This is a genomic window from Mesorhizobium sp. P2_H9 (assembly GCF_056403215.1).
The window spans coordinates 141,284-159,284 of sequence record NZ_JBFUFX010000009.1 but is presented as its reverse complement, the minus strand read 5'-3'; the positions used below and the strand labels follow the sequence as shown (position 1 = coordinate 159,284).

The following is an 18,001-nucleotide window of genomic DNA, read 5'->3' as shown; positions in this document are numbered from 1 at the left end:
ATAGCATTGCTCGATGGGCGGCAGAAGAACGGCAAATGCTACGCCCTGTCATTTCGACGTGAGCGGGGGCACGACCAGAGGATGGGCAAAGCAGGGTCGGGGGCATCAAAGGATGTTGTTCTGCTAATTTGACACCGGGCGCAGGCGGGCGGAAAACTGCGGCAGCGGGTGAAATAGAATCGGAAGAAAGCTACGTTTCGATTTCATGGTGGCGGTTTGGGCCGCTCGCCTGTTGGCCTGAAGGAGTGTCGTCATGGCAACCGTCCTCACCGCCCTCATTTTGGCTGTTATCGGTCTGGTGATTGGCGGCGGTGGCATACGGTTGGCGATGCTGGGCGGCAGTTGGTACTACGTCATCACAGGCATCGCCTTCCTGATCGCAGCATGGCTGCTCTACAGGCGCCGGTCCACGGCGCTGTGGCTCTACGCGGCGATCGTCATCGGGACGCTGTGCTGGGCGGTCTGGGAAATCGGCTTCGACTGGTGGGAACTCGGCCCGCGCGGCGGCGTCATCGTGCTTCTGGCGCTGTGGCTGTTGACGCCGTGGGCGCGGCGCGGCCTGACCGGTCCCGACGGGCGGGCGCCGCTCATCCTGGCGGTGCTGGCCTCGCTCGCCGTCGCCGGCTATTCGATGACCGCCGATCCCAAGGATATAGCCGGCGATCTCAACGCGGAAAAGGTGACGCCATCCGCCGATCTCGGCGGCAATGTGCCTCCCGGTGAATGGCACTTCTACGGCCGCACGCAATATGGCCAGCGCTATTCGCCACTCGACCAGATCACACCAGACAATGTCGCCACACTGCAACCGGCATGGACCTACCGCACCGGCGACGTGAAAGGACCCGACGACATCGGCGAGACGACCTACCAGGTGACGCCGCTGAAGATCGGCGATGCCCTCTACATCTGCACGCCGCACAATTTCGCCATCGCCATCGATGCCGCGACCGGCAAGGAGAAGTGGCGCTTCGATCCCAAGATCAAGCTGGACAAGGACCGCCAGCATCAGACCTGCCGCGGCGTGTCCTATTATGCGGACGCCAAGATCACTGCCGGCCAGCCCTGCGCGACGCGTGTCTATCTGCCGACATCCGATGCGCGGCTGATTGCGCTCGATGCCGCCAACGGGCAGGTCTGCCCGTCCTTCGCCGAAGCCGGCACACTGAACCTGCTCGCCAACATGCCTTACCCGAAGTCGGGCTATTATTATTCGACCTCGGCGCCGCTGATATCGGGCGGCAAGATCATCGTCGGCGGCGCGGTCAACGACAACTATTCGACGCAGGAGCCCTCCGGCGTCATTCGTGCCTTCGACGTCGACACCGGCGCCCTGGTGTGGAACTGGGATTCAGGCAATCCGGACGAGACGACGCCGCTGGCGGCGGGCCAGACCTACACCAACAACTCGCCCAACATGTGGTCGACGGCGAGCGCTGACGAGAAGCTCGGCCTGCTCTACGTGCCGCTCGGCAACCAGACGCCGGACCAGCTCGGCATGGGCCGTAGCGCCAATGTCGAGAAGTTTTCCTCCTCCATAACCGCGCTCGATCTCGCCACCGGGCAGTTGCGCTGGGTGCGGCAGACCGTGCACCACGACCTCTGGGACATGGACGTGCCGGCGCAGCCGACGCTGGTCGACATCACCACCGCTAGCGGCGTGGTGCCGGCGCTGGTCGGGCCGACCAAGCAGGGCGACCTCTATGTGCTCGACCGGCGCACGGGCGAGCCGATCGTTCCGGTCAAGGAAGTGCCGGCGCCCGGCGGCGCGGTCGACGGCGACCAGGCCTCGCCGACGCAGCCGGCTTCGGACCTGAGCTTCAATCCGAAGCCGCTGACGGGCGCCGACATGTGGGGCATCACCATGTTCGACCAACTGGCCTGCCGGATCGAATTGCTGAAGCTGCGTTATGAGGGCCGCTACACGCCGCCTTCCGTGCAGGGCTCGCTGATCTATCCCGGCAATTTCGGCACCTTCAACTGGGGCGGCGTGGCGATCGATCCGGTGCGGCAGGTGATGTTCGGCATGCCGACCTATCTGGCGTTCAAGTCGCAGCTCATTCCGCGCGATCAGGTGCCGCCGCCGGATGGAGGTCGTGGCAGCGAACAGGGGCTCAACCGCAATGAAGGCGCGCCCTATGCGGTGGTGATGGGGCCGTTCCTGTCACCGCTCGGTGTCCCTTGCCAGGCGCCGCCCTGGGGCTATGTCGCCGGCGCCGATCTCAGGACCGGCAAGATCATCTATAAGCACCGCAACGGCACGATCTACGACATGACGCCGCTGCCGCTGCCGCTCAAGGTCGGCGTTCCCGGCATCGGCGGGCCGATGATCACCGCCGGCGGCGTCGCCTTCCTGGGCGCCGCGCTCGACGATTATTTGCGCGCCTATGACCTGACATCGGGCAAGCAGCTCTGGCAGGCGCGGTTGCCGGCCGGCGGCCAGTCGACGCCGATGACCTACACGGTCGCCGACGGACGCCAGTTCGTCGTCATCGTCGCCGGCGGCCATGGCTCGGTCGGCACCAAGCCGGGCGACTATGTGATGGCCTACACGCTGCCGAAGTAATTGCGGGTGCAGAGCTACGCTGGGGCGGGCGGGATCAGAGCCCGAGATGGCTCTTCAGGCTTGGCACCGAGCTGAGCACCTGGTTGGTCAGATCGGGGCCGGCAGCGGCTTCCGCCTGCTGGATCAGGGTCGTGCCAGCCTTCTGGATCTGCGCCATGTCGAGGCCGGATGCCTTGAGCGCGGCGACGCCGTTGATCAGCGCGCCGGTCTTTTCGCCAAGCACGCCGCCGAGCGCACCTTGCAGCGACGACAGAAAACCGCCGCCGCTGGTGCCGCCGGCCGTGCCGGCAGCCATCACGTCGTATTTTTGGGCGAGGGCGTCGGCTCCGGGAATCCTGGCGAAGAATGAGGAGATGCTGGTGCCTTCCGCCTCATGCTCGAGCACCGAAAAAATAGTGCCGACGACCTTTTCGGTCGTTGTCTGGTCGAGACCGGCCTTCTGGGAGACGGTGTTCACGATGTCCTGGACGTTCATGGTCTCGACCTCAGGCTTGGGTTCAGTCGTTGGTTTTCGAGCGGCGGCCAGTGGGCCGGGGCCGGTTGCTGCGGACCTTGACCATCGATCGCTTCGTGGCGGCCAAAGCGGCCGACCGCAGCGCCAGCAAGGCGGCGCCGGCAAGCATGAACGCGCCGGCGAGGATCGGGGTGGGGAAGGTCATGGGCGTTGTTCCTTCTTGGTCGGAATGGGTGCAACTGCAGGGCAGGGACGTGACCGCCACCGGCAGCTTCCCTTTATATTGTGGCAGCAGCACCAAGATTGTTGGAAATGACCAAAATGTGATTAAGGGGCATTACGGCTTTCGCGCCGAAACCAGCAGATATGCCTTGGTGATCGCGCCGAAATAGCCCGCAATCAACCGGCAGACTGCGGTGCTGCTCAGGCTCATGGCCAGGCTCATGGCGCCTTTCGCGCGTTCGGACGCCGGCCACGCGACGAGGCTGCGGCGGAAGCCGCCGAGGCATTCGTCGGTGGCGTCTTCGACCGTCACGTCCTTGAATCCCGCCGCGTCGAACTGCGCCCGATAGGACGGAATGTCCGGGCAAAGGTTGGCTTTTGGCACGCCGATGCGGTCGGAGATGCCGGATGTGAACCCGCGGAACAGGATGTCGGAGAGGACGAGCGCACCGCCGGGCTTGAGCACGCGAAACGCCTCAGTCAGGAAGGCCGCGCGCGTCTCGAAGTGAAAGGCGGCCTCGACGCAGATCACAGCGTCAAAACTTTCATCGGCAAAGGCGAGCTTGGCGGCGTCCATCTGGAGCACCGTCGCACCGGGAGCGTTGCGGAGCGCCGTGGCGACCTGAGCGGCGGAGATGTTGATGGCGGTGACCGCCTGCTGGGGATAGCTGAGCAGCAAGCGCCTGGTCGAGGCGCCCAGCCCGCAGGCGACGTCGAGGATGCTGCCGCCCTTTTTGGGAAGCCGCGCCAGCAGCGTGTCGACCAGCGCTTCGCTCGCCTCGCGCTGCGATGCCGCGCCCGTCGCCCAATAACCGAAATTGTAGAAGCCGCTGCCGCCATAGTAGCGGCGCTGCTTGCCGCTTTTCATGGCCCGGTCGTAGATGCGGACCATCATGCGTTCTCTTTGCATTGTTCGTTTCCGTCAGCGTGTGGGCTAAAGCATATCAGGAAGGGCGACGAGATCGCGGAAACGGCCGTTGGCGCGGGCCTGGCGGACAGCTTCACCGCGCGGCCGCAAGATGACCTCGACCTTGCCGTGAGGCCGGTGGGTCACGGCAAGGCGATGGCCGATGTTCGAGCCAGCCGGCAGTTCGACTGCGCGCTTGGTCAGAATGGTCGCCAGCGCGATGCGCATCATCTGATAGCCGAACGTGGTGCCGGGGCACATGTGGCCGCCGGCACCGAACACCAGATATTGGAAAGGCGACGGCTTCAGAGCTTCCCAACGGTCGGGGTCGAAGCGATCCGGTTCCGGGTAGAGCGAGGGATCGCGGTTGATCAGCATGCCGCCGATCAGGACCCTTTCACCACGCCTCACATCCTCGTCGCCGAGCCTGGTTTTCGCGGCCGCCTTGCGCATCAGCAAGGGTACCGGCGGGAACAGCCGCATGGCTTCCTTGACCACGGATTCGAGCAGCGGCACCCGATCGAGATTCTTCATGGTCACCGGTCCGCCGTCCAGGGCGACATCGAGTTCGCCGACGAGCTGGGCCATGATGGCGGGATGCTGGGTCAGCAGGATCATTGTCCACGACAGCGCGTTGAGGCAGGTGTCGTATGCAGCGCCAAAGAAGAAACTGATGATGCCGCCGATCAATTGCGGGCTCGGCGGGTTGCCCGCCTCGTCGAAATTGTTGGCGAGCAGCGCCAGAATATCCTGGGCGTCCGGGTTGCCCCGTTTTTCCGCCGCCCAGTCGAGGATGGCGCGTTCGAGCTTCGGCGCCTGGAGGATCCAGCGCACATAGGCCGGACCGGGTACGATCCAGCTTGCGGTCATCAGACTGCCGATCATGTCGGCGACCGGCAATCCGCGGGCGGAATCATCACCGAACAACAGCCCTACGGCGAGATGCTTTGCCATCTGGGAACTGATCTGTGTCAGCGGCAACGGCGCACCGACAGGCCAGCCGTCAACCAGCGTTTCCGCGATCGACGCCATCCTGGGTGCCATGGCGAGCACGGGCGGCCGTTTGAGCGGTGGCACGAACATTTTGCGGTAGTGCTCGTGACGCTGGCCGCGCAGTCGCGTCATGCCATAGACGAGGCGCGAAGAAGCATGGTTCTTCCTGCCAGCCATGTTGATCTGCACGTTGAGCCAGGTTTCGGTCCCGGACAACAAGGTCCGGCACAGCCCCGTATCGGCAACCACCAACAGCCGCTTGGGGTTGGCGCGGGTCGAGTGCGGGTAGTCGATCTGCAGAAAGGGGCCAAAGGCGCGGTGCGCATCACGCACGGTGACCAGCGGATCGGCGAGAAACCGCGCTATAAAGCCAAGAGACCGGCGTCTGCCCAATCGATACGGTAACATGCAATTCCCCCGGGTCAGGCATCCTAAGGAAATCGTCGCGCTGGTCCAGAGGCTTATGCAGGTGGATTGATGTGGCACCCGCGTCGTTGTTGCCTGGTGCGCATCGTCACCCATCCGTGACTGGACCATGCAAGTCTCGACCCTATCTTGCGCAGCGAGCGCGTTGCCGAAGCCGAGGAGCACAGCCATGACCAAAACCGCCAGCACCAAGCCTGCCATTACCCAGGCGATGATCGATGCCTATGACGAATACACGCATCTGACGCTCGACCGCCGCAGCTTCATGGAGCAGTTGACCAGGCTGGCCGGATCGGGTGCCGCGGCCGCCGCGATCGCGCCGCTGCTTGCCGCCAATTCGGCGCAGGCGGCGATCGTCGCCGACGACGACCCGCGGGTGAAGGGGGAGGACATCACCTATCCCGGCAGCAGCGGTGAGATGAAGGGCTATCTGGTCAAACCGGCGGCGCAGACCGGCAAGCTCGGCACGGTCATCGTCGTGCATGAAAACAGGGGGCTCAACCCGCATATTCGCGACGTGGCGCGGCGCGTGGCGCTGGAAGGGTTCGTGGCGCTTGCGCCGGATTTTCTGTCGCCGCTCGGCGGCACGCCAGGAGATGAGGACAAGGCGCGCGACATGTTCACCAAGCTCGACGCCAGCCAGGTCACGGCCGATGGCGTGGCGACTATCGCCTACCTCAAGGGCGAGAAGGATGGCAACGGCAAGGTCGGCGCGGTCGGCTTCTGCTGGGGCGGCGGCACGGTCAACACGCTGGCCGTCAATGCGCCCGATCTCGCAGCAGGCGTCGCCTATTACGGAATGCAGCCGAAGGCCGAGGATGTAGCGAAGATCAAGGCAGCGCTTTTGTTGCACTATGCCGGCCTGGACGAGCGCATCGACGCCGGCATCGATGCCTACAAGAAGGCGCTCGACGCCGCCCATGTTGAATACACCGTCTATGTCTATGACGGCGTCAACCACGCCTTCAACAACGACACATCGGCCGCGCGCTATGACAAGAAGGCAGCGGATCTCGCCTGGGGGCGGACGATCGCCTTTCTCAAGGAGAAGCTCGCATAGCCGATCCGGATCAGTCCGGGGCCGGCTTGTGGAAGGCGACGCCGGCGACGACCAGCGCGATGCCGATACAGTCGCTGATGCCAGGAATCTGGCCGAGCACGACGATGCCGATCAGCGTTGCGGTGACCGACAGCAGCGACAGCATCAGGGCAAAGCTGGAGCGCGGCAGGCGCGACATGGCGAGCTGGTCGCAGATATAGGGAATGACCGACGAGCAGGTGCCGACGCCGATGGCGGCAAGCAGCAGCAGCGGTGAGAAGAAGGCCGGCAGGGCATCGGTGAAGCCGACCGGCAGCACGACGAGGAAGGCGACCGCCATCGCCGCACCCAGGCCGGCTATGCCGTCGCCGGCACCGGCAACGCGGTGGCCGAGCACGATGTAGCCTACGAACAGCGCGCCATTGAGGAAAGCCCAGGACAAGCCGATAGGGTCGCTTGCCCATTTGACGTCGATGAGCAGCAAGGTGCCGGTAACGGCGACGGCAAGGGCGGCGAGATTGCGCGGGCTTCTGAGGCCGATCAGAGCGACGCCGATGGTGCCGACGAATTCGATGGCCGCCACGAGCGAGATCGGCAAGCGGTCGAGCGCGAGATAGAACGAGCAGTTCATCACCGCCAGGCAAGCGCCAAAGGCCAGAAGCAGCAGCCGGGTGTGCCGGTCGGCGCGAGCGAATGTTTTCCACGGCTTGGTCAGTGGCGCGAAGACAAAAGCGGCGGTGGCGACGCGCAGCCATGCCATGCCAAGCACGCCGACATGCGGGAAGAGCAGCACGGCGAAAGCCGGCCCGAGATAGTGGAACACGGCGCTGACGCCGAACCAGACATGCGGCGGCAGCGAGCTTGCCAGGTTGGCATAGACAAAGCGGGCGGGGTTGGCGACGGGTGCTTGCGTTTGATCATCCATGCGATCAGTATCGCAGGCGATTTACGCGATCTATATGGGTGATGGTTGGCTCAGGCAGTTGTCTTCCATCTAGATGCAAGGATTTTTCCATGAAACGCCTTCGAAATGAAATTCCCGATCTGGATGCGGCGGATCTGAAGATCCTGCGCCTGCTGGAAAAGGATGCCCGCACCAGCACGGCGGAACTGGCGCGGGCGGTCGGCCTTTCGGCGCCAAGTGTGGCCGAGCGCATCAAGCGGCTGCAGGAGAGCGGCGTCATCGAGGCCTATACGGTCAGGATCAATCCGGCCGCCCTTGGCATGAAGCTGTCGGCATGGCTGCGGATCAGGCCGGTGCCGGGGCAACTGGCTGTTGTGACCGAGATCATCCGCGAGCTGCCGGAAATCGCGCAATGCGACCGGGTGACCGGGGAGGATTGTTTCATCGCACTAGCGCATGTCGGCTCGGTGGGCGAGCTCGAACGGGTGATCGACCGCATCATCCCCTATGCCATGACCAATACGGCGATCATCCAGTCGTCACCAGTGGTGGCACGCTCGCCACTGGAAGCCGTGGTGAGAGGGCGGTGATTCTAAGGGCGGTGATTCTCAGGCGTGGCCGCGCTTCATGCGCGCCTGTTTCAGGATGGCGCGCCAGCGGATCATGTCGAAAGGAATCGGCTCGTTGCTGTTGGCGATGTGAAAGATCTCGTTGTTGACGTTCTTCAACGAGCGCCAGAAATCATAGTCGGTAATGCGCGGATCGGCGACCAACCTGTCGACCTCGACCTTGATGTCGGTTTTCATGCACTTCCCCCGAACCAGCTTCCGCCCCCGCCCCCCGTATCGCAAACCCGATACGAACGGTTTCTACCGCCGCGCTGAGTCGTTCAACGCCTCAATTCGCTTGTTCACGTTAAAACCCCGGTAAGGTTAACGGCGGCGGGCTTCAGGTTCAAGATGTCTTGCGGCGAATACCGATCGAGCGGCCGGCGCGCTCCGGCATTGGCAGCACGGAATGGGCGGCGCGCATGGCCTCCACCTTGGCCAGCACATCGGCAGGAAAGGGCGCTACCTTGGGGCCTGACATGTCGACATGCAGCGACAGCGTTTCGGAGGTTGCGGCGAGCCAGCCATCGACGTGGCGGATTTCCTGATAGGCCCTGAGCCGCTTCTCATCATGGTCGATGAGCTGGAAGGAGACGACGACCTTGTGGTCGAGATGCAGCTCCTGCACGTAGCAGACATGGACTTCGGCCGTGTAGATGGTCAGCCGCCGCTCTTTCACATAGTCCAGCCCCATGCCCATCGCCTCGAAGGCTTCGTCCGAGCAGCGGTCGAACAGCACGTTGTAATAGGCCATGTTGAGATGGCCGTTGTAGTCGATCCAGTCCTTCTCGATGTCCATGGGTTTGGAGACGAAGGGGGCGGGGATGGACATGGAAGAGCTTCCTTTTCGTCTTTGCTGGACAGAGCGTGGCTGGTGCGAGTCTTTTGGTCTGACGCAATCCCCAAGGGAAAGCGCTGTTCGCTTTTCCCGGGAAAACCGCTTCACACTTTTCCTGGAATTGCTTTAGGCATGATCCATAATCGCATAACAAGCGTGGACGCTGGTCCATTCGCGGAGGAATTCATGGCTCTGAGCGACCTCAACCCGGTCGAGCGCAACGAAGAAGGCATCGCGGCCGTGCTTGGCATTCTCAAGCAGCAGCTGGGCGAGCGCTTCCAGACCGGCCAGGCGATCCGCGCCCAGCATGCGCATACCACCACCTATATCCCGACGCAGGCGCCAGACGGCGTCGCCTTTCCGGAGACGACTGAAGAGGTGCAGGAGATCGTGCGCGCCTGCGCCGCGCATCGCGTGCCGGTGATCGCGTTTGGCGTCGGCTCCTCGCTCGAGGGGCACACCAATGCGCCGGGCGGCGGCATCTCGGTCGATACGTCGCGGATGAACCGCATCCTTGCGGTCAATCCGCAAGATCTCGACTGCACCGTCGAGCCCGGCGTGACGCGCGAGGATTTGAACCGGCATCTGCGCGACACCGGCTTGTTTTTCCCGATCGATCCGGGCGCCAACGCTTCGCTCGGCGGTATGGCGGCGACGCGGGCGTCCGGCACCAATGCAGTGCGCTATGGCACCATGCGCGAGAACGTTTTGTCGCTGACGGCCGTGATGGCCGACGGCGAGACGGTGACCACCGGCAAGCGGGCGAAAAAGAGCTCGGCCGGCTATGATCTTACCCGGCTTTTGGTCGGCTCGGAAGGCACGCTCGGCGTCATCACCTCGCTGACCCTGAAGCTGCAGGGGATACCACAGGCGATCTCCGGTGGTGTGTGCCCGTTTCCGAGCCTCGAGGCGGCCTGCAACGCGGTCATCGCAACCATCCAGATGGGCATCCCGGTGGCGCGCATCGAACTGGTCAACGCGCTGCAGATGCGGGCGATGAAGAATTATTCGAAGCTCGATTATCCCGAGAGCCCGTGCCTGTTCGTCGAATTCCACGGCAGCGACGCCGGTGTTGCCGAGCAGGCCGAGACGTTCGGCATGATTGCAGAAGAAAATGGCGGCGGACCATTCCTGTGGACCAGCGTCGCCGAGGAGAGGACGAAACTGTGGAAGGCCAGGCATGACGCCTATTGGTCGTCGCTGACGCTGCGGCCCGGCGCCAAGGGCCTGTCGACCGATGTCTGCGTGCCGATCTCGCGCTTTGCCGAATGCGTCACCGAGACCGAGGCCGACATTGCCGAGATGGGGCTGATCGCGCCAATCGTCGGCCATGCCGGCGACGGCAATTTCCACGTGCTGGTGCTGATGGATGTCGAAGACCCCAAGGAAATCGCGCTGTCGGAAAAATTCGTCGCGCGGCTGAACATGCGGGCGATCGCCATGGATGGCACCTGCACCGGCGAACACGGCATCGGCCAGGGCAAGGTCGGCTTCCTGCGCCATGAGCTCGGCCATGGCGTCGACATCATGCGCACCATCAAAAAAGCGCTCGACCCGCAAGACATCATGAACCCTGGCAAGATATTACCTGCATAGCCGAAATGTGAGGAGCGGCAATGCGATACGGGAGAGAGACTATTGAGCCCCTGGTCATAAGCGCATCGCGCGGCAAGACACTGTTGTTGTTGTCGGCCAGTCTCGCCTTTGTCCTGGCCTGCGCTTTCCTGATCCATGTCTCCAAGGACGGCGACAYCGCCGGCCTTTGGTGGTGCATGGCCTTCTTCGGACTGGGCGCGTTGGTGTTTGCCTGGCAACTTGCGCGCCCGCAGATTCTGATGCTGAACGTACAAGGTTTCAGTCTCGGCGGAGGTCTTGTCCGATCGCCCAAGCTGGTCCCCTGGAAGGATATCGAAGGCTTCTACGTCGTCCATCGTCGGCGCAGAATCGGCGATATGATCGGGTACGATTTCGCACCGGGGGTCAAGGAAAGCTCCGTCGTGCGCAGCGTCACCAAAAGCCTGGGCGCCGAAGCCGCATTGCCTCAGGGCTGGACATTGTCGCCCGAAGAGATGGTCGTGTTGCTGAACGAATATCGCCGAAGGGCCATGGCGGGATAGGCTGCGTATAGGCGGGCACGCAATCACCGGCTGCCGAGAACCTCCGATCTTCCAGATGCATCAGAGATCAAGCGTCTCTGGATGAATTGCCTCTTTATAGACACGCTGATGCGGGTAGAGTGCGGCTGGCTTTCAACCAACCCAATCGGAGCTGATGCTCGCACGCCTGTTCGTGATCTTCGGTGGCCTTTTCGTGCTGGTGCTGTGTGCGGCGCTGGTAGTGCCGTATTTTGTCGACTGGACGGGCTACCGCGCCGAGTTCGAACGCGAGGCAAGTGCCGTTCTGGGGCGCAAGGTCACCGTCGAGGGTGATGCGACGGCGAGGCTGTTGCCGTTTCCCTCGGTGACGTTTTCGGACGTCACCGTCGCCGGGGGGCCGGGCGGCCAGCCGGCAATGACCGTCGAGACTTTTTCGATGGATGCCGAACTCGCGCCCTTCCTGCGCGGTGAGGTGCTGATCTTCGACATGCGGCTGGTGCGGCCGAAGGCGACGATCGACATTGCCGCCGACGGCACCGTCGACTGGGCGATGCGGCCGTCCTCGCCCTTCGACCTCAACCAGATTTCGATCGAGAAGCTGACAGTGACGGAGGGAGAGATCGCGTTGAGCCACGCCGCCGGCGGGCGCAGCCATCTCATTTCTGAGATCAATTCAACCATTTCGGCCAAGTCGCTGGCCGGGCCATGGCGGATGGATGGATCGCTCCGGCTCGACGGGTTGCGCACCGCAATCACCGCTTCCACCGGCAAGGCCGACGGCACCGRCCAGATGCGGCTCCGGCTCAAGGCCGATCCGGATGCCTATCCCGTGGTCATCGAGAGCGACGGCAATGCCGGTATCGTCAAGGGCGCGGCTGTCTATTCGGGCCAGTTCAAGATCTCCGGCGCCGACAAGAATTCGGCCGAGCTGCGCGGCACCGACGGGGAGACGGTCAAGGTCAGCACCGGCAAGCCGGATCCCGGGTTCCGGCTGAACGGCAAGTTTTCGCTCGACCACCAGAAACTCGGCGTCGATGAATTCCGCTTCGAGACCGGGCCGCTCGACAATCCCTACACCGCCGACGGCAAGGCAAGCGTCGACCTTGGGCTGAAGCCGCGCTTTTCCATCGAGGCCAATGGCGCGCAGGTGCAGTTCGATGAAGCTGTCGGTGCCGCGGCCGGCGCCGGGCTGACCCTGTCCAAGCGCGTCGCGGCACTCGAGCAGGCGCTGCTCGATTTGCCGAAACCGACCATACCCGGCACCGTCGAGGTCAAGCTGCCGGCGGTGGTGGCCGGCGACACGACGGTTCGCGACGTGCATCTTTCCGCAGAACCGACCGATGGCGGCTGGTCGGTGAAGTCGCTGGCCGCGACGCTGCCCGGCCGCGCCACGCTGGAAGCCAATGGCATGCTCAGCGTCGGGGATCAGTTCAACTTCACCGGCTCGCTGCTGCTGGCCGTGGCGCAGCCTTCCGGCTTTGCCGCCTGGCTGTCGAAGGATGTCGACGAGGCAATCCGGCTGCTGCCCGCCGCCGGCTTCAAGGCCAAGGTCGATCTCTCGGAGAAGCGCCAGGCCTTCACCGATCTCGAACTCATCCTCGGCAAGGCGAAATTTTCCGGCCGCATCGATTCCAGCCAGCCGGACGATGCCAAACCGTCGGTGTTGATGCGGCTGCAAGGCGGCGAGCTCGACGTCGATGGGCTTGCAGCTTTCGCCTCGATCTTTGTCAGCGACAAGGGCGCCAACCGTTTTTCCGACCGCGACCTCGATTTCCAGATCAAGGCGGGGCCGGTCAGTGCCGGCGGGCTGACCGCCGATACGGTCGATACGGCGCTGAGGCTGCGTGATGGGCTGGTCGAAATCGACCGGCTGTCGCTCGGCGGGCTGGCCGGTGCATCGATCAGCGCCACCGGCCGCATCGAGGATTTTCCGGAGAGCCCGACCGGCAAGCTCGACGCGTCGGTGGTCGCTGTCGACCTCAAGCCGTTGATCGATGTTGCCGCACAACACTATCCCGACAACGTGGTGCTGAAAGGGCTCTCGGCACGCGCAGCGGCCTATCCCGACCTGTTCCAGGACGCGCGCATCGATTTGGTGGCAAGTGCCGCCGACAATGGCGACGGCACCACGGGGCTCGCGGTCAGCGGGCAAGGCAAGGCCGGCGGCTCGGCCTTTTCAGCGTCGCTGTCCGGCAAGGGGGCGCCCGACCGGCTTCTCGATGCGCCGATGGCGCTGACCTTCAATGCGAGAAATCCTGACGCCACGGCGCTGCTGGCGCTCTATGGTTTTCCGGCGCTGCCGCTCGGCATGCTCGGCCAGGCAACCACTGACGTCTCGGCGAAAGGCACGCTTGGCGGCGGCCTGGCAACGAGCGTCAGCCTTGCCGCCGACGACTTCAAGGCTGGCTTTGACGGGACGTTCGCCGACACGCCGCAAGGGGCGACCGCCAAGGGCAAGGTCAGCCTCGAGGCCACCGACATCGAGCCATGGCTGATGACGGCTGGGGTCGGGCTACCGGGCATGGGGGCAGGGATGTCGACGTCGCTCGCGGCCGACGCCGATTTCGGCAACGGCCTGCTGGTGCTAAGCGGGCTCAGCGGCGCCATCAACGAAGCGGCGGTTGCCGGCGACCTCAACATCGATGTGAAGGACGGGCTGCCGCATCTTGCCGGCGCGCTGACGCTCGACGAACTGGACCTCGACCCGATGGCGGTAACGCTGTTCGGTGACCAGGCCTTCCTTGGTGAGGGCGGGGCCTGGCCGACGGCGCCATTCAGCCAGAAGTCCAGCCTGCCGTTTACCGCCGACCTCGACCTGACCACGGCGGCCCTTGCCGCCGGCTCGTTCGCCACAGCCTACGACGCAGGCTTTACGCTGAAGCTCGACCAGGAAGGGATTCGCGTTTCGGACCTCAAGGCCAAGCTCTTGGGTGGTGCACTGACGGGGCTGTTCGAATTGAAGAACACTGACGGCACCGGGCTTTTCACCGGTCAGATGAAACTGTCGAGCGCCGATCTGGCCACCGTGCTGCCGGACGCCGGAATGACTGGAAGTGGTGATTTCTCCACGTCGCTTTCGACCAGCGGCAAATCGGTCGACGGAATGGTCGCGGCGTTGTCGGGCGCCGGCACGGCAGCGCTGAAAGGGCTGACCATTGCCGGCGTCAATCCTGACGCCTTCGGCGCCTTCATTGCCAAGGCCGACACGATCGGGCGGGATATCGATGCCGCCAAGACCGCCGACTTCGCGCCGCAGATTGCCGCCGATGGCAGTTTTCCGGCGCAGGACACGGATGTTGCCTTCGCGATTGCCGGCGGCACGCTGCGGGCACCGCCGGTCAAGCTGGAGAATCCGCAGGCGACACTGTCCGCCGACATCACCGCGGACCTGAACGTCGGCACCGTCGCTGCAAAGGGATCGATCGCCTACAGGCCTGGCGACGAGGCGCTGGTGGGCTCCGAACCGACGATGAATTTCAGCGTCGACGGACCGTTCGGCGCAGCGAAGCGGCAGTTCGACAGCGAGCCGCTGGCGCAGTTCCTGACCCAGCGTGCGCTGGAAAAGGAACAGCAGCGGGTCGAGGCGATGCAGGCGGCACTACTTGAAAAACAGCGCCTGCGGCGCGAGGTGCGTTATTACGCGGCGCTGCAGACCGAGCGCGACAATGCAGCGGAGGAACTGCGCAAGCAGGAGGAGGCGGCGCGGTTGCAGGCGGAAGCGGACGCCAAGGCGAAAGCGGAAGCCGACGCCAGGGCTCAGGCCGAGGCGGACGCAAAAGCCAAGGCTGACGCCGAGGCAAAGGCTGTGGCGGACGCGAAAGCCCAGGCTGAAGCTGACGCAAAGGCCAAGGCGGATGCCGATGCGAAGGCGCAGGCCGAGCAGCAGGCTGCCGATGAGGCGGCGAAGGCTGAAGAGCAGGTGCGCAAGAAGGCGGAAGACGCGATGCGCATCGCGTCGCAGGAAAAGGCCAGGCTCGAAGCCGAGCGCAAGGCTGCGGAGCAGGCGCCAAAGGTCGACCGATCGCTCCCTGGCGTCAACGACAATCCACCGCCGGCCCCGCCGAAGCCGAAGGCCAATCCGTTCTCGGTCGACAATCTGCTGAAGTCGCTGGGTGGCGGCTAGGCCGATGTTTCCGGACTTCAAGGCAGACCTTCAGCGCGTCGTCTTACCCATCCTCGCGACCGGGGAGCATGGACTGTTCGAGGCTATTGGCACGGGTTTCGTGGTGGGCGCATTCGGACGACAGGCGCTCGTTCTTTCAGCGGCCCACAACTTCGATCATATCCGGCGCCTCGATAGGCCGTACATTCGGCATCATCCGTCCACGCCATTCTTTGTGGAAGAGACCGACGTGACGCTTAGCCGTACGACCATGAGGATGGCCTTCTGGGATGGTGATCGAGGGGTCTTCCCGGCTTCAGTTGATAAGGTTTGGATCAGTAATCCTCTTGATATAGCCGTTTGCTCGGTGCGGCTTGGTGAGGACACTCCGCCTGAAGTCGCTTTTCAAACTAGGCTGGCTATTGACACTGCACCTCCCAGCGTTGGTGACCAAATAGCTGCTGTAGGATACGCGGATATGGAGGCCGTGCCGATAGGCGAGGCTATTGCCTATCCGTATGTCGTTCGTATGGAGCAGCGACTTGATTGGCGCGAAGGTACTATAACCGAAGTATTCAATGGAACGGGGCCGCGGGGCCAGCCGTGGCCATCCTTCCAGTGCAATGTTGGCTTTGATTCCGGCATGAGTGGAGGACCGATTATTGCTAAGAAACACGGAGACGTACTAGTTGCGTGCGGCGTGATCAGCACCGACTCTTCACTGGACAGTAAGCAGATGAGGCGCGGTTCGGGACTCGACGCTATCGCTGCGATGCTGTGGCCGGCGATGGTTACCAGCATTCCGATTGAGACAGAGAGCGGGCCGTCTGTCGTTTCGCTTGTGGAATTGCAGCGACAAGGCTTCGTGGATGACCGGGGTGATGCGGCGCGACACATCATCTTCGGACGAGACACTCAGGGTGAGATAGCGACAGTCAGGTGGACGGCTCTCGAATTGTAAATTTGTAGCGAATATTTGAATCTAAATCAGAATTCGCCTTCACTTAAGATCGGGCAATTTGCTCGGCATTGCTGCCGCGCTTTGCCCAGTCCAGCACATAGAGCCTGAGCGCCGAGGACAGGTTGGCATCGCGTGGACGGGTTTCGTCGATTTCAGTGACCAGCGCTGCCAATGTCAGTTTTCGCGCAGCCGCGATGACGCTGAGGTCGTCGTAAAAAGGCTTCTCGAGCGAATAGCTGGTGCGGTGGCCGCGAATGGTGACCGAACGTTTTTCGACCGGGCTCACGTGATCCCGCCTAATCCGGGTCGCCGGATTTGTCGCGGCGATGGCTGGCGACGAACTTTTCGGCCTTGTCGGCGGTCAGGCGATCATGTTCGCGCTCGGCTTTGGTGCGGCCGTGCAGCGCCCGGTTCTGGCTGGCCAGACGGTCCTTCTCAATCCGCGCCTTCTGCTTGCGCGCCTGGCGGAGATTGACGATGTCGGCCATGTCGCGCGACCTGCCGGCTCACTTCTTGCGGAAGGCGTCGAGCGAGACGACATCGGCGCCCTTGCCAGCGGCGGCGTCGGCCACGGCAGGCTTCTTTTCGGCCTCGGCGGCAGCCTTTTTCTCCGCCTTCGGCTTTTTCTCGGTGACGATGGCCAGCGGTTCGGGAGCAGGCTTTGCCGTTGGCTCGTCTTCTGCGGGCGTGTCCGTCTTGACGTCGAATTCAAGTTCGAAGTTGACGGACGGGTCGTAGAAGCCGCGCACGGCCGAGAACGGGATTTCCAGCTTTTCCGGCACGTCCGAGAAGGACAATCCGACTTCGAAGCCGGTGTCGGTGACTTTCAGGTCCCAGTACTGGAACTGGATGACGATGGTCATCTGTTCGGGATAGCGCTCGCGCAGCCTTGAAGACACGCGCACGCCCGGCGCCCCAGTGAGGAAGGTGATGAAGAAATGGTGGTTGCCTGGCAGGCCGGTGCGTGCGACCTCGGCCAGGACCTTGCGCATGACGCCGCGCAACGCCTCCTGGGCCAGAATGTCGTAGCGGATGTGGTCGTCGGCCATGTGGCGGTCGGGTTCCGTTGAATCGTCCGCATAGCTGTAATCAAGCTTGAGGGCGGCGTAAACCGGATATAGCGCCCGACTTCGCAGATGCGAGGGGGCGATGCCTGCGATTTGATCGCTCAGGCGCTGGTGAGGGCGTTGTGTTTGTCGGCGCGAACCGCCTGCCGCTTGCCGAAAGCGCGCAGGAAAGTGCGCACGCCGTTGGTTGCGGACTGCAGCACCTCATCATCCCCGGGCGAGCCACCGAGCATGAAGGTTGTCTGCAGTTCGGCATTGGCGAGCGCCAGGAACTGGCGCGCCGCCACATCGGGATCCTCGATCGTCAGGTGCCCGGCATGGGCGAGGCGGGCGAAACGGGCGGCAAGTGCGGGCCATGTCCGGCCTGGCCCTTGGTCGCGCCACTCGGCAAAAAGCTCGGGATAGCGCTCGCCTTCGGTCTGGATCAGCTTGCGCAGGAATTTTCCATCGCGATTGCAGATGCAATTGCGGTTCATGCGCACGGCAAAGCCGATCAGGTCGGCCTCGAGATCCCTGGGCTGGTCGGGGAAGCTGGCGAAGGTGGCAAAGATCCCGGCATTGCAGCGCTCGGTGAGATCGCGCACGACGGCAACGAACAACCTCTCCTTGTCGCCATGGTGGTTGTAGACGGTCTGGCGCGACACGCCGGCCTCGACCGCGATGAGGTCGATGTTGGCGCCGGCAAAGCCTTCCCGGCAAAACACCGAGGCTGCAGCATCAACAATCGATATGCGCTTGGCCTCATGGCCGCGTGGCGGGAAAATGTCAGGAGAGACGTGCAGTTTCATAAAAATCTATATAGAGGTGATTGACGAATT

At 63.4% G+C, this 18,001-nt stretch carries 18 protein-coding genes; 7 read left to right on the top strand and 11 right to left on the bottom strand.

The window, feature by feature from the left end:
- Positions 1–253 precede the first annotated feature (253 nt).
- Complete coding sequence (locus AC1DXN_RS18010; RefSeq protein ID WP_477277212.1) at positions 254–2,566, top strand: glucose/quinate/shikimate family membrane-bound PQQ-dependent dehydrogenase; 2,313 nt, start codon at positions 254–256, stop codon at positions 2,564–2,566.
- Between the two features lie 34 nt (positions 2,567–2,600).
- Here AC1DXN_RS18010 and AC1DXN_RS18005 read toward each other — a convergent pair whose 3' ends face one another.
- The 4 genes from AC1DXN_RS18005 to AC1DXN_RS17990 form a co-directional block, all read right to left on the bottom strand.
- Complete coding sequence (locus AC1DXN_RS18005; protein WP_477277210.1) at positions 2,601–3,041, bottom strand: hypothetical protein; 441 nt, start codon at positions 3,039–3,041, stop codon at positions 2,601–2,603.
- Positions 3,042–3,063: 22 nt separating this feature from the next.
- Positions 3,064–3,225 carry a hypothetical protein gene (locus tag AC1DXN_RS18000; protein ID WP_477277208.1) on the bottom strand — a complete coding sequence of 54 codons (162 nt, stop codon included), beginning with the start codon at positions 3,223–3,225 and terminating at the stop codon, positions 3,064–3,066.
- A gap of 132 nt (positions 3,226–3,357) precedes the next feature.
- Positions 3,358–4,152 carry an SAM-dependent methyltransferase gene (locus tag AC1DXN_RS17995; protein WP_477277206.1) on the bottom strand — a complete coding sequence of 265 codons (795 nt, stop codon included), beginning with the start codon at positions 4,150–4,152 and terminating at the stop codon, positions 3,358–3,360.
- A gap of 24 nt (positions 4,153–4,176) precedes the next feature.
- On the bottom strand, positions 4,177–5,550 hold the full coding sequence (locus AC1DXN_RS17990; RefSeq protein ID WP_477277204.1) for a cytochrome P450: 1,374 nt from the start codon (positions 5,548–5,550) through the stop codon (positions 4,177–4,179).
- Positions 5,551–5,737: 187 nt separating this feature from the next.
- On the opposite strand from AC1DXN_RS17990, the gene AC1DXN_RS17985 reads away from it, so the two are divergent.
- The gene (locus AC1DXN_RS17985; protein WP_477277202.1) at positions 5,738–6,628 is read left to right on the top strand and encodes a dienelactone hydrolase family protein; all 891 of its coding nucleotides are present in this window, start codon (positions 5,738–5,740) and stop codon (positions 6,626–6,628) included.
- Positions 6,629–6,638: 10 nt separating this feature from the next.
- On the opposite strand, the gene AC1DXN_RS17980 is transcribed toward AC1DXN_RS17985, so the two are convergent.
- A complete protein-coding gene (locus AC1DXN_RS17980) occupies positions 6,639–7,532 on the bottom strand; it encodes an EamA family transporter (protein ID WP_477277200.1) in 894 nt (297 codons plus the stop codon).
- An 89-nt stretch (positions 7,533–7,621) separates the two neighbouring features.
- Between AC1DXN_RS17980 and AC1DXN_RS17975 the strand changes: the two genes are divergently transcribed.
- Positions 7,622–8,101, top strand: coding sequence for an Lrp/AsnC family transcriptional regulator (locus AC1DXN_RS17975; RefSeq protein ID WP_477277199.1), 480 nt, complete (start codon positions 7,622–7,624; stop codon positions 8,099–8,101).
- An 18-nt stretch (positions 8,102–8,119) separates the two neighbouring features.
- Here AC1DXN_RS17975 and AC1DXN_RS17970 read toward each other — a convergent pair whose 3' ends face one another.
- Together AC1DXN_RS17970 and AC1DXN_RS17965 are read right to left on the bottom strand one after the other, a co-directional pair.
- Positions 8,120–8,317: a hypothetical protein gene (locus tag AC1DXN_RS17970; RefSeq protein ID WP_477277197.1), complete on the bottom strand. Its 198-nt coding sequence runs from the start codon at positions 8,315–8,317 to the stop codon at positions 8,120–8,122.
- 148 nt (positions 8,318–8,465) lie between these two features.
- On the bottom strand, positions 8,466–8,951 hold the full coding sequence (locus AC1DXN_RS17965) for a thioesterase family protein (RefSeq protein ID WP_477277195.1): 486 nt from the start codon (positions 8,949–8,951) through the stop codon (positions 8,466–8,468).
- A gap of 192 nt (positions 8,952–9,143) precedes the next feature.
- Here AC1DXN_RS17965 and AC1DXN_RS17960 point away from each other — a divergent pair, with 192 nt between their 5' ends.
- From AC1DXN_RS17960 to AC1DXN_RS17945, 4 genes are all read left to right on the top strand, one after another.
- Positions 9,144–10,553: an FAD-binding oxidoreductase gene (locus tag AC1DXN_RS17960; protein ID WP_477277193.1), complete on the top strand. Its 1,410-nt coding sequence runs from the start codon at positions 9,144–9,146 to the stop codon at positions 10,551–10,553.
- Positions 10,554–10,636: 83 nt separating this feature from the next.
- Positions 10,637–11,074 carry a hypothetical protein gene (locus AC1DXN_RS17955; protein WP_477421619.1) on the top strand — a complete coding sequence of 146 codons (438 nt, stop codon included), beginning with the start codon at positions 10,637–10,639 and terminating at the stop codon, positions 11,072–11,074.
- A gap of 154 nt (positions 11,075–11,228) precedes the next feature.
- Positions 11,229–15,176, top strand: coding sequence for an AsmA family protein (locus tag AC1DXN_RS17950; RefSeq protein ID WP_477421617.1), 3,948 nt, complete (start codon positions 11,229–11,231; stop codon positions 15,174–15,176).
- Between the two features lie 4 nt (positions 15,177–15,180).
- Positions 15,181–16,116 (top strand): trypsin-like peptidase domain-containing protein, encoded by a 936-nt coding sequence (locus AC1DXN_RS17945; protein WP_477277186.1) that lies wholly within the window; start codon positions 15,181–15,183, stop codon positions 16,114–16,116.
- Positions 16,117–16,159: 43 nt separating this feature from the next.
- Here the strand turns inward: AC1DXN_RS17945 and AC1DXN_RS17940 are convergent, their stop codons facing one another.
- From AC1DXN_RS17940 to AC1DXN_RS17925, 4 genes are all read right to left on the bottom strand, one after another.
- Positions 16,160–16,402, bottom strand: a complete 243-nt coding sequence (locus tag AC1DXN_RS17940) for a ribbon-helix-helix domain-containing protein (RefSeq protein WP_477277184.1) — start codon at positions 16,400–16,402, stop codon at positions 16,160–16,162.
- A gap of 10 nt (positions 16,403–16,412) precedes the next feature.
- The gene (locus AC1DXN_RS17935; protein WP_477277182.1) at positions 16,413–16,604 is read right to left on the bottom strand and encodes a DUF4169 family protein; all 192 of its coding nucleotides are present in this window, start codon (positions 16,602–16,604) and stop codon (positions 16,413–16,415) included.
- Between the two features lie 18 nt (positions 16,605–16,622).
- Positions 16,623–17,165 carry an SspB family protein gene (locus AC1DXN_RS17930; RefSeq protein WP_477277180.1) on the bottom strand — a complete coding sequence of 181 codons (543 nt, stop codon included), beginning with the start codon at positions 17,163–17,165 and terminating at the stop codon, positions 16,623–16,625.
- Positions 17,166–17,284: 119 nt separating this feature from the next.
- Positions 17,285–17,971: a TetR/AcrR family transcriptional regulator gene (locus AC1DXN_RS17925; protein WP_477277178.1), complete on the bottom strand. Its 687-nt coding sequence runs from the start codon at positions 17,969–17,971 to the stop codon at positions 17,285–17,287.
- Positions 17,972–18,001: the final 30 nt, after the last annotated feature.